Here is a 13729-nt window from a genome sequence, read left to right on the forward strand (position 1 = left end):
GCGAATCGCGAAAGGACCACGACATGACCGACACCCTCCTTCCCGACACGGATGCCGCGACGCCGACCGAGGCCGCGACGCCGACGTTCGTCGACCGGGCCGGCACGCGGCATCCGCTGCCCGACGCCTCGGCCGAGGCGCAGGTGCGCGCCGACGACCGTGCGCACGTGTTCCACTCCTGGAGCGCGCAGGCGCTCATCGACCCGCTGCCGATCGCCTCGGGCGAGGGAGCGACGTTCTGGGACTACCAGGGCAACGCGTACCTCGACTTCAGCTCGCAGCTCGTGAACCTGAACCTGGGGCACCAGCACCCCGACCTCGTCACGGCCATCCAGCAGCAGGCGGGCCGCCTGGCGACGATCCAGCCGTCGATGGCGAACGACGTGCGCGGCGAGCTCGCGCGGCGCATCGCCGACGTGGCGCCCGGCGACCTCGACAAGGTGTTCTTCACGAACGGCGGCGCCGACGCCAACGAGTACGCGGTGCGCATGGCGCGCGCCGTGACCGGCCGGCGCAAGGTGCTCTCGATGTACCGCAGCTACCACGGCGGCACCGCGACGGCGATCTCGCTCACGGGCGACCCGCGCCGCTGGGCGAACGAGCCCTCCGACGGGTCGGTCGCGCACTTCATGGGGCCGTACGCCTACCGCTCGTCGTTCCACAGCGACAGCCCCGAGCAGGAGGCCGAGCGGGCGCTCGCGCACCTCGAGCAGGTCATCGTGCTCGAGGGCGCCTCGACCGTGGCCGCGATCATCCTCGAGACGATCGTCGGCACGAACGGCGTGCTCGTGCCGCCGCCCGGCTACCTCGAGGGCGTTCGCGCCCTGGCCGACAAGTACGGCATCGTCTACATCGCCGACGAGGTCATGGTCGGCTTCGGCCGCGTCGGCGAGTGGTTCGCGGTGAACCACTTCGGCGTCGTTCCCGACCTCATCACCTTCGCGAAGGGCGTGAACTCGGGCTACGCGCCGCTCGGCGGCGTCGTCATCTCGCAGCGCATCGCCTCGCACTTCGACACGGTCGCGTTCGCGGGCGGGCTCACGTACTCGGGCCACCCGCTCGCGTGCGCCCCCGGCGTCGCCACGTTCGAGGTCTTCGAGCGCGACGGCATCCTCGAGCGCGTGCGCGACCTCGGCGAGCGCGTCGTCGGCCCCCGCCTGCGCGAGATCGCGGCGAAGCACCCGAGCGTCGGCGAGGTGCGCGGGCTCGGCCTGTTCTGGGCGATCGAGCTCGTGAAGGACCCGGCCACGCGCGAACCGCTCGTGCCGTTCAACGCCGGTGGTGCGGATGCCGCGCCCATGGGCGCCGTCGCCGCGGCCTGCAAGCAGGCGGGCCTCTGGCCGTTCGTGCACTTCAACCGCCTGCACGTCGCCCCGCCGCTCGTGATCTCGGAGGCCGACCTCGTGCGCGGCCTCGACATCATCGACGAGGCGCTCACGGTGGCCGACTCGTACGTCGTCTGACGCGGCGCCGCACGGCCCCTCACGGGCGGTGCGACCTCGATGAACACCGGTGGAGGCCGGGCCTGCGGATGCCGCGGGCCCGGCCTTCGCCGTTCCAGGACGCGGTCGCACCGATGCGCCGCGGCCCTCGTCGGCTAGCCTGAGTCGCATGGACGAACGGGGCGCGTCGGGCGGCATGGCCCGGCGCAGCTTCCTGGCCGCCGGACTCTCGGGCGTGGTCGCGGTCGTGCTCTCGAGCTGCACCTGGGGCGATGAGCCCGTCCCGACCAAGGCGCCGACGCCGGGGCCGACGTCGACCACGCCGCCGTCGCCGGTGCCGCGGCCGACGAACATGCGGCGTTCCGCGTGGGGATCCGACCCGTACGCGCGCGGCTCCTTCAGCTTCCCCGAGTTCGGCTCCACCGACGCCATGCGCGAGCGCCTCGCGACGCCCGTGGGCGGGCGGATCGTCTTCGCCGGCGAGGCCACGTCGACCGCCGCGCCCGGCACGCTCGACGGCGCCCGCCGGTCGGGGCTCCGGGCGGCGGGCGACATCGCCGGCCTGGCCGAGCCGGGTGAGCGCATCGCCGTCATCGGCGCGGGCATGGCGGGCCTCACCGCTGCCCGACAGCTCGCCGACGACGGCTTCGAGGTGCTCGTGATCGAGGCGCGCGAGCGCATCGGGGGCCGGGTCGAGTCCGTCCAGGACGACGCCCTCGGCGGCACGATCGAACTCGGCACCTGGTTCGTCCCGAACGACGACGACCTGCTCGAGGCGATGGCATCGGCATCCGTGACCACGACCACGGTGGGCGGCGACGCCGCCGTCTACCGCAACGACGGTACGCCCGTGGCGCCCTCGCCGGTCGGCGTCGAGGCACTCGAGCAGGCGCACATCTGGGCGGGCGGGCAGCCGCACGACGTCCCGGTCGCCACGGCCCTGCTCGGCGCCGGCATGATCCCGATGTCCGAGACGGCGGGCGACGACGGCGTGAGCCCCGCCGCGTGGCTCCGGCACGCACTCGCGAGCGGCCTGCAGCCGACGACGGGGGCGTCGCCCACGGTCGTGTCGGCGCAGCAGTTCGATCCCACCCGGATGCTCGGCGCGTTCGCGTCCGAGGACGACCCGTACGCCGACATCCGCCTGCCCGCCGCGCCGCTCTCCGACCTGTTCACGCCGCTCGCCGAGGGCCTCGACCTCGTGCTCTCGAGCGCCGTGAGCCGCATCGCCTACGACGAGCAGCGCGTCAGCCTGCGCCTCGACACGGGCGAGTCGATCAACGTCGACCGCGCGGTCGTGACCCTGCCGCTCGGGGTGCTGAAGACCGACCAGGTGCGATTCGAGCCCGCGCTCCCCCGCCCGCAGCAGCACGCCATCGCGCAGATCGGCATGGGCGTCGTCGACGTCGTCTGGCTCGCGTTCGAGGAGCCCTTCTGGCGAGCGGATGCCGCGGGCGAGCCGGATGCCGCCGGCTCGGCCGCGCCCGCGGCATCCCTGCTCAGCGTGGTCGGCGACTACCCGACGGTCGCATTCTGGATCGACGCGGGCGTCGCCACGGGAAGCGGCGACCCCGTGCTCGTCGGCGTCATCGCATCGACGCAGGCGACTCGACTGGAGCAGTTGTCGGACCAGGACTTCGTGGCTGCCGTGCTCGTCGATCTCGAGCCCTTCGCCACAGCAGGCGATTGACGAACACGAGCGTCGACGTCAGCGCGAGGAAGATCCCGAGCACGATCGCGCACGACACGACCACACCCGCCACGCTGCCGACCTGCGCCTCGTCGAGGAAGAAGTACGGGTACCACCCGACGTCCGCGCCGCGGATCAGCGTGTAGACGAGCCATCCGACCGGGAACACGAGCACCCAGCCGACCGTCGACCACGGCACCTTCGGATTCACGGCGAGCACGCTGTCGGTCGTCCACGCGACGAGCGCCAGCGCCGGCACCACGAAGTGCAGCAGGGTGTCCGACCACGGCACGTCGACCCGGTACCCGTGCGACGACGACTCGGCGACGATGACCGCGAACACGAGCCCCGACAGCACCACGTAAACCGTCGCCATCGTGCGGAGGATGCCGAGCCAGGCGGGGTCGCGCGGCGCCCGGAGCGCGAACACCGCGGCGATCGAGAGCGTGACGACGGCGATGAACGCGGACTGGATCGTGAAGTAGCTGAAGAAGTTCGCGGTCGCGAAGCTCTGGAAGCCCTGCACGTACCGGAAGTTGCCGATGAGGGCGACGAGCTCGAGCACGACGAGGCAGAGCCGGAACACGCCGAGCAGTCGCCGGGCCCGCCTGATCCGGGCCTCTGGCGAGAGTCCGGTGGCGGCGGGCATGCCTCAACGCTACGCCAGCGGCCCCGTCAGTCCAGTGGACGCAGGATGCGGTCGAGGAAGCGTCGCGTGCGCTCCTCGGCCGGATTCGTGAAGATGTCCTTCGGCGCGCCGCGCTCGACCACGATGCCGCCGTCCATGAAGAGCACCTCGTCGGCGACCTGCCTGGCGAACCCGAGCTCGTGCGTCACGACGACCATGGTCCAGCCCTCGTCGGCGAGCTCCTTGATGACCTTCAGCACCTCGCCCACGAGTTCGGGGTCGAGCGCGCTCGTCGGCTCGTCGAAGAGCAGCAGGTCGGGCTTCAGCGCGAGCGCCCGCACGATGCCGACGCGCTGCTGCTGCCCGCCCGAGAGCGCGAACGGGTACTCGTCGCGCTTCTCCGACAGGCCCACGCGCCCGAGCAGGGCCTCGGCCTCGGCGATCGCCCGCGCCTTCGGCACGCGCTGCACGCGCACGGGGCCCTCGATCACGTTCTCGAGCACGGTCATGTGCGGGAAGAGGTTGTGCTGCTGGAAGACCATGGCCGAACGGTCGCGCATCGCGAGCCGGCCCTGCCTCGTCACGCTGCCGGCGAAGTCGAGGTCGGGTCCGCCGGCGAAGCTCAGGATGCCGGCGTCCGGCGTCTCGAGCCCGTTGAGCGATCGCAGCACGGTCGTCTTGCCCGAGCCGCTCGGCCCGATGAGCACGACGACCTCGCCCCGGCGCACCTCGAGGTCGATCGAGCGCAGCACCTCGTTGTCGCCGAAGGACTTGCGGATGCCGCGTGCGGTCAACAGCACGGCGTCGTCGGGCGTCGCGGCGGGGGCGAGCGGGTCGCCGGCACTCGGCCGGCCCGCGGCATCCGCCCGGTTCTCGTCGGGTTCGCGCTCAGACGGCGACATAGCGATCGAGCCTCCTCTCGATGACGCTCTGGCCGCTCGAGAGCACCAGGCAGAAGAGCCAGTAGATGAGGGCCGCCTCGAGGTAGATGAGCATGAACTCCTGGCTGAACGCGGCGATCTCCTCGGAGACCCGGAACAGCTCGGTCACGAGGATGAGCGATGCGAGCGAGGTGTCCTTCACGAGCGAGATGAAGGTGTTCGACAGCGGGGGCACCGAGACGCGCGCCGCCTGCGGCAGGATGATGCGTCGCAGCGTCGTGCCGCGGCCCATGCCGATCGTGTACCCGGCCTCCCACTGGCCCTTGGGCACCGAGAGGATGGCCGCGCGGATGATCTCGGCGCCGTAGCCGCCCACGTTCAACGAGAACGCGATGATCGCGCTCGGCCACGGGTCGAGCACGATGCCGATCGCGGGCATGCCGTAGAAGATCACGAAGAGCTGCACGAGCAGCGGCGTGCCCCTGATGACCGAGATGTAGAAGCGCGCCGCGCCCGAGAGCACCCGGTTCTTCGAGATGCGCGCGAGCGCGACGCCCAGGGCGATCACGAGGCCGATCGCGAACGACGCGAGGGCGAGCGGGATCGTCCCGCTCAGCCCGCCCCAGACGATCGGCCAGAAGGAGTCGAGGAACAGCTGCCAGCCGGAGGAATCCACGTCGGCCTCCTTTCGAGGTCGTGTGGTGCGAGGCTACTCGGAGACGTCGGCGCCGAAGTACTTCTCGCCGATCTCGGCGATCGTGCCGTCGGCGCGGAGCGTGTCGAGGGCCTCGTCGACGGCCTTCACGAGCGCCGTCTTGTCCTTCGTGAACGCGAGCGCGCTCTGGGTGGGGTCGGTCTCGGCAGCGACCTCGAGCTTCGCGTCGGGGTTCTGCTTGAGGTAGTCGAGGTAGGTGAGCTTGTCGTTCACGGTGGCGTCGACACGACCCTGCTCGAGCAGCGCGACAGCCTGCGCCCAGCCCTCGACCGACTCGACGTTCGCACCGGCGTCGACGGCGAGCTGGTAGAAGTTGCTCGTCAGCGACTGCGCGGTGGTCTTGCCGGCGAGGTCGTCGAAGCTCGTGATCGACGTGTCGCCCTCGTTGACGACGACGACGCTCGGCGACACCGTGTACGGCGAGCTGAAGAGGTACTTCTCCTCGCGCTCGGGGTTGATCGAGACCTGGTTGGCGATCACGTCGGAGCGGCCGGACTCGAGGCCCGCGAAGATCGCGTCCCACTGGGTCTCCTGGAACTCGACCTTCAGGCCGAGCTCGTCGGCGACCGCCTCGGCGATCTCGACGTCGTAGCCGACGAGGTCGCCGGACCCCTCGTCGTGGTACGTGAACGGACGGTACGTGCCCTCGGTCGCGACGGTGAGCGTGCCCGCCTTCACGAGCCCGAACTCGTCGCCGGCCGCGTCGTCGCTGGCCTCGGGCGCGCTGCTCGAGCAGGCGGCGAGGGCGAGGACGGCGGCGGATGCGGCGGCGAGGCCGAGGATGGTGCGGGCGCGTGACATGCGGGTGGTGCTCCGTTCGAGGCGTGTGGCGTTGTGGGCCGACGTAGCGGATGGCGGGGAGGCGCGTGGTCGCGCCGTCCCATGAGTCCATCACGCAGACGACTCAGGGTGAAACCGGATGACTCCCGGTTGCATTCCCATCTCTTGCATCGGGTGACATACGCCTCGCGGAATACACGGGATCCCGGGCGCGGCGCAACCCCTCGCGACCATCTTCACGGCGTCGATAGTGTTCGGTGACCGGTGGAACCCCCGTCCACCGCATCGGTGCTGCGGCACCGCCACCCGAAAGGAACCTCATGATCACCCTGACCTGGCTCCTGCTCATCGCGCTCGTCGGCGGCATCCTCGCCCTCGTCGACGGCATCCTGCGACTCCGCGCCCGCGGCGGTTCGACCGTCGTCGGCGTCATCGAGGTCATCGTCGCCGCGCTGTTCCTCCTGTCCTTCTTCGTTCCCGGAATCCCGTGGGGCTCGGTCGTGCTCGGCGTCGCGACGCTCATCGTGCTCGTCATCGCCCTCTTCGTCGGCGGCCGCACCGGTCGCGGCATCACCCTGGCCGCGCTCGTCGTCACGGCGATCTGGCTCGTCCTCGTGAACCAGTGGATCGTGGTGCCCGGCGTCAACTGACGCCGCACGGCACGCGCGAAGGGCGCCCCGGCGTCGGCCGGGGCGCCCTTCGTCGTCGACGGCGGGCTACACCGCGTCGTGCCCGCTCGCCCAGGCGAGCGCCTCGACGGCGTCGATGCCGATCTCCGGATGCCGCGTGCGGAACTCCTCCGAGCATCCGCCGTAGTCGGCCTCGAGGCGGCGTGCGGCCATGGCGAGTGCCGGGCCGGCCGTCGCGCCGAACCTGGCGATGACGCGGGCGTCGTCGCGGACCGGGACCGGGGCGGTGCCCCATCCGGTCCACTCGACGACGGCGCGGGTGAGTCGAGGCTCCATTGCCTTCATGACGGCTCCTTGATTGTGGTGCGGTGGTGATGGTGGTGATGGTGGTGCGGTGGTGATGATCGGCCTGCGCTGGAACGCGCGGGCCTAGAACGCGGCGATGCCCGTGAGGGCGCGACCCAGCACGAGCTGGTGGATCTCGTCGGTGCCCTCGTAGGTGCGCACGGACTCGAGGTTCGCCGCATGCCGCATGACGGGGAACGCGTTCGTGATGCCGTCGCCCGCGAGGATCGAACGCGCCTGATGCGCGATCTCGAGGGCCTCGCGCACGCTGTTCAGCTTGCCGACGGAGATCTGCGCGGGCGTCAGCGCCCCGCGCTCCTTGAGCCGGCCGAGGTGCAGGGCGAGCAGCACGCCCTTCTCCACCTCGACGAACATGTCGGCGAGCTTGGCCTGGGTGAGCTGGTTCGCGCCGATCGGCTTGCCGAACACCTCGCGCGTCATCGACCGCTCGAGCGCGGCCTCGAGGCACGAGCGCGCGGCGCCCATGGCCCCCCAGACGATGCCGTAGCGCGCCTCGTTGAGGCAGCCGAACGGCCCCGAGAGTCCGGATGCCCCGGGCAGCATGGCGTCGGCGGGCACGCGCACGCCCTCGAGGTCGATGTCGCACTGCACCGAGGCGCGCATCGAGAGCTTGCCGTCGATCGGGGTGGCCGTGAAACCGGTCGTCGAGGTGGGCACGAGGAACCCGCGCACAGCGCTGCCCCCGGTGCCGAACTCCCCCGACGGGTCGTCGACGCGCGCCCAGACGACGGCGACGTCGGCGAGCGAGGCGAGGCCGATCCAGCGCTTGGCGCCGTCGATGACCCACTCGTCGCCGTCGCGTCGTGCGACCGTGGTCATGGCCGCCGGGTCGCTGCCGCCCTGGGGCTCGGTCAGCGCGAAGCATCCGATCAGGTCGCCCGCGGCCATGCCCGGCAGCCACCGCTGCTTCTGCTCCTCGGAGCCGTACTTGTGGATCGCGCTCATCGCGAGCGAGCCCTGCACCGAGACGAACGTGCGCCAGCCGCTGTCGGCCGCCTCGAGCTCGAGGCACACGAGCCCGTACGCCACGGCGCCCGCGCCGGCGCATCCGTAGCCCTTCAGGTGCATGCCGAGGAACCCGGCGTCGCCCATGACCTTCACGAGCTCGCGGCGGAAGTGCTTGTTCTCGAAGTCGTCCTCGATGATCGGCAGGATGCGCTCCTGCGCGACCGTGCGCGCACGCTGCTGCCACTCGCGCTCCTCCTCGGTGAGGAGGGCGTCGAGGTCGAACACCGTGTCGATGCGGGGGGCGATGGCGGTCATGCGTGCGGTCCTTCCGAGGGTGGTGCGGCGAGCGGATGTCGGGTTCGGTGCGATCGGGGTCTCGATACGGCCCGGCGGCCTACTCGACCCGCGCACGCGGATGCCAGTCGGCGCCCGTGTGCTCGTCGAGCGCGGGCGGCGGCGTGCGGTACGCGGCGGGGGTCGCCGCGAGGTGGATGGGGTTGGCGATCGAGCGGCTGACGATCGCATCGGGCCCCGCCGCGCCGGCGACGTCGGCGCCCGCGGTGCGCCGCGTCTCGGCGACCGGTTCGAGGCCGAGCGCCTCGGCGAACGCGATGGCCTCGCCGATGTCGTTCACGAGTCCGGCCGGCACGCTCGCGGCGGCCAGCTCGTCGATCCAGTGCGCGGCGGATGCGGCGGCGAGCCGCTCCTCGATGATCGAGGACAGCTCGGCCCGGTGCGCGACCCGCGAGGCGTTCGTCGCGAAGCGCGGGTCGTCGGCGAGCCCGCGCTCGGCGAGACCGAGCACGCCGGCGAGCGCCCGGAACTGCTTGTCGTTGCCGACGGCGATGACGAGCTCGCGGTCCTCGGCCGTGAAGACGGCGTAGGGTGCGATGCTCGGGTGCGCGTTGCCGAGTCGGCGGGGTGGTGTGCCGGTCGCTAGCGTGGAGCCGGCCTGGTTCGTGAGCGCGGAGAGCAGGCTGCCGAGCAGGTCGACCTCGACGAGCTGGCCGTCGCCGGTACGGTCCCGCTCGCGGAGGGCGAGCAGGATGCCGGCGAGCGCGTTCTGCCCGGTGAGCACGTCGACGAGGGCGACCCCCGCCTTGGCGGGGCCGCCGTCGGCCTCGCCCGTGATCGACATGAGCCCGCCGACGGCCTGCACGAGCAGGTCGTACCCCGCCAGCGCAGCACCGCGCCCGGCGCCGAAGCCCGTGATCGAGCAGTAGACGACGCCGGAGTTGAGCGCCCGCACGTCCTCGTACGCGAGGCCGAACCGCGCCATGACGCCCGGCCGGAAGTTCTCGATGACGACGTCGGCGGATGCCGCGAGCCGGCGGGCCTCGGCCAGCCCCGCGGCATCCGCGAGGTCGAGCGCGACCGAACGCTTGTTGCGGTTGACGCTGCCGAAGTAGGTGGCCTGCCCGCTCGCGTCGACGGGCGGGGTCCAGTGCCGGGTGTCGTCGCCCGTCGGCGACTCGACCTTCACGACGTCGGCGCCGAAGTCTGCGAGCATCATGGTCGCGTAGGGGCCCGCCAGCACGCGGGAGAAATCGGCCACGCGGATGCCGCGGAGCACCCCTTCGGGTGCGACGTGCCGGGTCTCGGGGGACTCGTCGTGCATCGCTTCCGCCTCTCCGCGTGTGGGGCGGCCACGATGCCGCTCGAATTCATCCTATCTTGAATGATTATTACGCGAGCCGCCAGCCGCGACCGCCTCGCTCGGCTAGCCTGAGCAGATGGAATCGAGGGTGGGACCCGGCGCGCGTGAAGCCGTGTTCGCCCAGCTCGCCGACACCGGCCGCGCCGAGCAGGTCGCCCAGCGCCTCACCGACGGCATCGTGCTCGGCGTGATCGGCCCGGGCGAACGCCTGCCGAGCGAGCCCGAACTCGCCCGCCGCTTCGGCGTCGCGCTCATCACCGTGCGCGAGGGCCTCGGCATCCTCCGCGAGGCCGGTCTCGTGCAGACGCGCCGCGGGCGCGACGGCGGCAGCTTCGTCACCGCGGTCGACGACGACCACCACGCGCTCATCGCCGCACGTCTCCGCTCCCTCGCCCAGGTCGAGCTCAGCGACATGGCCGTGTACTTCGGCGCGATCCTCGGGGGCGCGGCCGAACGCGCCGCCGAGCGCGCCTCCGCCGGCGACGCCGAGCGGCTCGCGGCCTGGCTCGCGGCATCCGACTTCGACACGGCGGCATCCGCCCGCACGAACCAGGGCGGGTTCTTCCTCGAGGTCGCGGTGCTCAGCCAGTCGGCGCGGCTCGTGCGCGAGCAGATCCGCCTGCAGGCCGAGTTCGGCCCCCTCCTGCTCCTCGGCCTCGACGACGCGCAGCAACGAGCGGATGCCGCGGCCCACGACCGTCGCATCGTGCGCGCCGTGGCGGCGCATCGTCCCGCGAAGGCCCGCGAGGCGGCCGGCGACCTGCTCCGCGGCCTCACCGTGCCGCTCCTCGCCGCGAAGGCGCGCATCGAACGAGGAGGTGCGCTCGATGCCCCGCTCACCGCATGAGGTCGCAATCACCGTCGGCGAGGTGTTCGCCGGGGTGTTCGACCAGCTCGTCGCCTGGCGCGCGCCCGTCGAGCACGTCATCGACGCCTCCCCCGAGACCCGGCCCGCCGAGATCGACCAGGTCGTCGCCTCGCTCGTGCTCCCCCGCCTCACCGAGCCCGAACCGCTGCTCGTCGGCGCCGGGTTCATCGCCGACGGCGAGATCGTGCGCGGGCGCGACGTGCACTTCGCGTGGTGGCTCGGCCCGCTCGACGCGAACCCCGTGCTCGGATCGACGACCGAGCCGGTGCGCCTCGACCTCACGACCCGCGGCTACACCGAGTACCTCCGCGACTTCCGCGCGCTCGAGTGGTACCGCATCCCCGCGACCACCCGGCACGCGCACGTCACCGGCCCCTACGTCGACCACCTCTGCACGTGCGACTACATCCTCACGCTCACCATGCCGGTGCACGCGACGGATGCCGCCGGCACAGCCGCTCACGGCGAGACCGGCGAGCCGCGCATGGTCGGCGTGATCGGGGCGGATGTCGCGGTGCGCCGCCTCGAACGCGAGCTCCTCGCCGCGTTCCTCGACGTCGACGTGCCGCTCGCCCTCGTGAACGACGAGGGCCGAGTCGTGCTCTCGACCGAGCCGGCGCTGGAGGTCGGCCAGCTCGCGCCGGTGCCGCCCGCGGATGCCGTCGTCGAACCGTGTCCGGGCACCCCGCTGCGGGTGCTCGTCAACCCCCTCGCATCCGGGTCGAACTGAATCATTCGTTGTTATATCTTTGAGGTGAGCGTAGGCACCGAGGCAGACGAAGCTCTGCGTGCGTGCACCCGATAAGGAGAAACCCCATGAGCTATGCCGTGATCAATCCCGCCACGGGCGAGACGGTCAAGTCCTTCGACACGATCACCGACGAGGGCCTGCAGGCCGCGATCGTCAAGGCGACCGACGCGCACCGCACCTGGTCGAAGAACACCACGGTCGCCGAGCGCGCCGCCCTCATCCGCCGCGTGGCCGAGCTGCACAACGAGCGCGCCCAGGCGCTCGGCGAGATCATCGTCCGCGAGATGGGCAAGCCCATCGAGCAGGCCGTCGGCGAGGTCGAGTTCGCCGCCGCGATCTACGAGTACTACGCCGACCACGCCGAGTCGCTGCTCGCCGACGAGAAGATCGACCTGCTGGCCGGCGAGGGCTCGGCGCTCATCCGCCGCTCGTCGCTCGGTCCGCTGCTCGGCATCATGCCGTGGAACTTCCCGTTCTACCAGGTGGCCCGCTTCGCCGGCCCGAACCTCATCATCGGCAACACGATCCTGCTCAAGCACGCCGAGCAGTGCCCCGAATCGGCCGCCGCGATGGAGCAGATCTTCCTCGACGCCGGGTTCCCCGAGGGCGCGTACGTCAACATCTACGCCTCGCACGACCAGATCGAGCAGGTCATCGCCGACCCGCGCGTGCAGGGCGTCTCGCTCACCGGCTCCGAGCGCGCCGGTGCCGCGGTCGCCGAGATCGCCGGTCGCCACCTGAAGAAGGTCGTGCTCGAGCTCGGCGGCTCCGACCCGTTCATCCTGCTCTCGACCGACGACCTCGACGCGACCGTCGAGGCCGCCGTGTTCGCCCGCGTCGACAACAACGGCCAGGCCTGCAACGCCGCCAAGCGCTTCATCGTCGTCGAGGACCTCTACGAGCCGTTCCTCGAGAAGTTCACCGCCGCGATGAACGCCGTCGAGGAGGGCGACCCGTCGAAGGAGGGCACCGCCCTCGGCCCGCTCTCCTCGGCAAAGGCCGCCGACGGCCTCGCCGACCAGGTCGCCCGTGCCGTCGAACAGGGTGCGACCCTGCACGCGGGCGGCGCCCGCAACGGCAACTACTACTCGGCCACGATCCTCACCGACGTCAAGCCCGGCTCCGACGCGTTCCACGAGGAGTTCTTCGGACCGGTCGCCCAAGTCTTCAAGGTCGCCGACGAAGACGCCGCGATCGAGCTCGCGAACGACACCCCGTTCGGCCTCGGCTCCTACGTGTTCACGACCGACGACGAGCAGGCGCTCCGCGTCGCCGACAGGATCGAGGCGGGCATGGTCTTCGTGAACGTCGTCGGAGCCGACGGCGCCGAGCTGCCCTTCGGCGGCGTCAAGCGCTCCGGCTCCGGCCGCGAGCTCGGCCGCTTCGGCGCCGACGAGTTCGTCAACAAGAAGATGATCCGCATCGGCTGACCTCCGCCGAACGGCTCGCACGAGCGAGCGGATGCCCCGGGCACGACCGATCCACGTCGGCGGCCCGGGGCATCCGTCGTCCTCGCCCTTCGCACCCTTGCCCCTCGACCACGTGCGCCGCCGCGGCGGCGCACGCCACGCGCGCGGGGTAACGTCGATCGGGTGTCGTCTTCCATGCAGCGTTTCCAGGCCGTGCTCTTCGACTGCGACGGCGTGCTCGTCGACTCCGAGGCGATCACGAACGGGGTGCTGCGCACCATGCTGCACGAGCTCGGCTGGCCGATCAGCGCCGAGGAGTGCGTCGAACGCTTCATCGGCCGCGCCCTGAGCGACGAGTTCGACGTGATCGAGGAGCACACCGGGGTCCGCCCCGACCAGGCGTGGCTGCTCGAGTTCCGGGACCGCCGCAACGCCGCGCTCGCGGTCGACCTCGAGCCGATCGACGGCGCGGTCGCCGCGGTCACGGCCGTCGCGACCGCGTACGAGGGGCGCATCGCCTGCGCCTCGGGCGCCGACCGGGCGAAGATCGAACTGCAGCTGGCGAAGGTCGGCCTGGCTGATGCGTTCGGCGGGCACGTGTACAGCGGCATGGAGACGGCGCGCAGCAAGCCGGCCCCCGATGTCTACCTCGCCGCGGCTGCCGGTCTCGGCGTCGACCCGCGCGAGTGCGCCGTCGTCGAGGACACGGTCGCGGGCGTGACCGCCGGCGTGGCCGCGGGCGCGACCGTCTTCGGCTTCGCCTCCGGCGGACTCACGTCCACGAGCCCCGAGGCGCTCACGGCGGCCGGGGCATCGCACGTGTTCACGAGCATGGCGGAGCTGCCGGGACTCCTGGATGCCGGGATTCCGCAGGCCGCCCGCCGCGCCTGAGACGACGCCGTCGACCGCTCGCCCGACGGCGTCGAGAGATCCGCCGGACTAAATCATCCCAATCTATAGTTTTA

Annotated in this window: 14 protein-coding genes; 7 read left to right on the plus strand and 7 right to left on the minus strand. The window is 71.6% G+C overall.

What is annotated here, in order from left to right:
• Positions 1-23 precede the first annotated feature (23 nt).
• Together ACR3IO_RS12760 and ACR3IO_RS12765 are read left to right on the plus strand one after the other, a co-directional pair.
• Positions 24-1463 carry an aspartate aminotransferase family protein gene (locus ACR3IO_RS12760; protein ID WP_434071590.1) on the plus strand — a complete coding sequence of 480 codons (1440 nt, stop codon included), beginning with the start codon at positions 24-26 and terminating at the stop codon, positions 1461-1463.
• 148 nt (positions 1464-1611) lie between these two features.
• Positions 1612-3132 carry an FAD-dependent oxidoreductase gene (locus ACR3IO_RS12765; RefSeq protein ID WP_434071591.1) on the plus strand — a complete coding sequence of 507 codons (1521 nt, stop codon included), beginning with the start codon at positions 1612-1614 and terminating at the stop codon, positions 3130-3132.
• Here the strand turns inward: ACR3IO_RS12765 and ACR3IO_RS12770 are convergent.
• From ACR3IO_RS12770 to ACR3IO_RS12785, 4 genes are read right to left on the minus strand one after another with little or no spacing between them, the layout of a single operon-like run.
• On the minus strand, positions 3029-3781 hold the full coding sequence (locus tag ACR3IO_RS12770) for a Pr6Pr family membrane protein (RefSeq protein ID WP_434071592.1): 753 nt from the start codon (positions 3779-3781) through the stop codon (positions 3029-3031). The two genes, ACR3IO_RS12765 and ACR3IO_RS12770, sit on opposite strands and share 104 nt — an antisense overlap.
• Before the next feature lie 26 nt (positions 3782-3807).
• On the minus strand, positions 3808-4662 hold the full coding sequence (locus ACR3IO_RS12775) for an amino acid ABC transporter ATP-binding protein (RefSeq protein ID WP_434071593.1): 855 nt from the start codon (positions 4660-4662) through the stop codon (positions 3808-3810).
• Positions 4649-5317, minus strand: a complete 669-nt coding sequence (locus ACR3IO_RS12780) for an amino acid ABC transporter permease (protein WP_434071594.1) — start codon at positions 5315-5317, stop codon at positions 4649-4651. The genes ACR3IO_RS12775 and ACR3IO_RS12780 overlap by 14 nt, the downstream gene beginning before the upstream one ends.
• Before the next feature lie 33 nt (positions 5318-5350).
• Positions 5351-6157, minus strand: a complete 807-nt coding sequence (locus tag ACR3IO_RS12785; RefSeq protein WP_434071595.1) for an amino acid ABC transporter substrate-binding protein — start codon at positions 6155-6157, stop codon at positions 5351-5353.
• Between the two features lie 299 nt (positions 6158-6456).
• Between ACR3IO_RS12785 and ACR3IO_RS12790 the strand changes: the two genes are divergently transcribed.
• Positions 6457-6786, plus strand: a complete 330-nt coding sequence (locus ACR3IO_RS12790; RefSeq protein ID WP_434071596.1) for a hypothetical protein — start codon at positions 6457-6459, stop codon at positions 6784-6786.
• 66 nt (positions 6787-6852) lie between these two features.
• On the opposite strand, the gene ACR3IO_RS12795 is transcribed toward ACR3IO_RS12790, so the two are convergent.
• The 3 genes from ACR3IO_RS12795 to ACR3IO_RS12805 form a co-directional block, all read right to left on the minus strand.
• A complete protein-coding gene (locus tag ACR3IO_RS12795; protein WP_434071597.1) occupies positions 6853-7110 on the minus strand; it encodes a hypothetical protein in 258 nt (85 codons plus the stop codon).
• An 84-nt stretch (positions 7111-7194) separates the two neighbouring features.
• A complete protein-coding gene (locus tag ACR3IO_RS12800; protein ID WP_434071598.1) occupies positions 7195-8394 on the minus strand; it encodes an acyl-CoA dehydrogenase family protein in 1200 nt (399 codons plus the stop codon).
• Between the two features lie 79 nt (positions 8395-8473).
• On the minus strand, positions 8474-9697 hold the full coding sequence (locus tag ACR3IO_RS12805; protein WP_434071599.1) for a CaiB/BaiF CoA transferase family protein: 1224 nt from the start codon (positions 9695-9697) through the stop codon (positions 8474-8476).
• A 115-nt stretch (positions 9698-9812) separates the two neighbouring features.
• On the opposite strand from ACR3IO_RS12805, the gene ACR3IO_RS12810 reads away from it, so the two are divergent.
• The 4 genes from ACR3IO_RS12810 to ACR3IO_RS12825 all read left to right on the plus strand — a co-directional run bounded on the left by ACR3IO_RS12810 (position 9813) and on the right by ACR3IO_RS12825 (position 13655).
• On the plus strand, positions 9813-10583 hold the full coding sequence (locus ACR3IO_RS12810) for a FadR/GntR family transcriptional regulator (protein ID WP_434071600.1): 771 nt from the start codon (positions 9813-9815) through the stop codon (positions 10581-10583).
• Positions 10564-11334, plus strand: coding sequence for a cache domain-containing protein (locus ACR3IO_RS12815; RefSeq protein ID WP_434071601.1), 771 nt, complete (start codon positions 10564-10566; stop codon positions 11332-11334). Before ACR3IO_RS12810 ends, ACR3IO_RS12815 begins: the two co-directional genes overlap by 20 nt.
• A gap of 86 nt (positions 11335-11420) precedes the next feature.
• Positions 11421-12785 (plus strand): NAD-dependent succinate-semialdehyde dehydrogenase, encoded by a 1365-nt coding sequence (locus ACR3IO_RS12820; RefSeq protein ID WP_434071602.1) that lies wholly within the window; start codon positions 11421-11423, stop codon positions 12783-12785.
• 162 nt (positions 12786-12947) lie between these two features.
• Positions 12948-13655: an HAD family hydrolase gene (locus tag ACR3IO_RS12825; protein WP_434071603.1), complete on the plus strand. Its 708-nt coding sequence runs from the start codon at positions 12948-12950 to the stop codon at positions 13653-13655.
• Positions 13656-13729 lie beyond the last annotated feature (74 nt).

It is taken from the genome of Agromyces sp. Marseille-Q5079 (assembly GCF_051016555.1).
Classification (GTDB): domain Bacteria; phylum Actinomycetota; class Actinomycetes; order Actinomycetales; family Microbacteriaceae; genus Agromyces.

Excerpts from the sequence above, each read along its gene's own strand:
- ACR3IO_RS12760 (WP_434071590.1), top strand. The coding sequence starts at position 24 with ATGACCGACACCCTCCTTCCCGACACGGATGCCGCGACGCCGACCGAG.
- ACR3IO_RS12765 (WP_434071591.1), top strand. The coding sequence starts at position 1,612 with ATGGACGAACGGGGCGCGTCGGGCGGCATGGCCCGGCGCAGCTTCCTG.
- ACR3IO_RS12770 (WP_434071592.1), bottom strand. The coding sequence starts at position 3,781 with ATGCCCGCCGCCACCGGACTCTCGCCAGAGGCCCGGATCAGGCGGGCC.
- ACR3IO_RS12775 (WP_434071593.1), bottom strand. The coding sequence starts at position 4,662 with ATGTCGCCGTCTGAGCGCGAACCCGACGAGAACCGGGCGGATGCCGCG.
- ACR3IO_RS12785 (WP_434071595.1), bottom strand. The coding sequence starts at position 6,157 with ATGTCACGCGCCCGCACCATCCTCGGCCTCGCCGCCGCATCCGCCGCC.
- ACR3IO_RS12790 (WP_434071596.1), top strand. The coding sequence starts at position 6,457 with ATGATCACCCTGACCTGGCTCCTGCTCATCGCGCTCGTCGGCGGCATC.
- ACR3IO_RS12795 (WP_434071597.1), bottom strand. The coding sequence starts at position 7,110 with ATGAAGGCAATGGAGCCTCGACTCACCCGCGCCGTCGTCGAGTGGACC.
- ACR3IO_RS12800 (WP_434071598.1), bottom strand. The coding sequence starts at position 8,394 with ATGACCGCCATCGCCCCCCGCATCGACACGGTGTTCGACCTCGACGCC.
- ACR3IO_RS12805 (WP_434071599.1), bottom strand. The coding sequence starts at position 9,697 with ATGCACGACGAGTCCCCCGAGACCCGGCACGTCGCACCCGAAGGGGTG.
- ACR3IO_RS12810 (WP_434071600.1), top strand. The coding sequence starts at position 9,813 with ATGGAATCGAGGGTGGGACCCGGCGCGCGTGAAGCCGTGTTCGCCCAG.
- ACR3IO_RS12815 (WP_434071601.1), top strand. The coding sequence starts at position 10,564 with ATGCCCCGCTCACCGCATGAGGTCGCAATCACCGTCGGCGAGGTGTTC.
- ACR3IO_RS12820 (WP_434071602.1), top strand. The coding sequence starts at position 11,421 with ATGAGCTATGCCGTGATCAATCCCGCCACGGGCGAGACGGTCAAGTCC.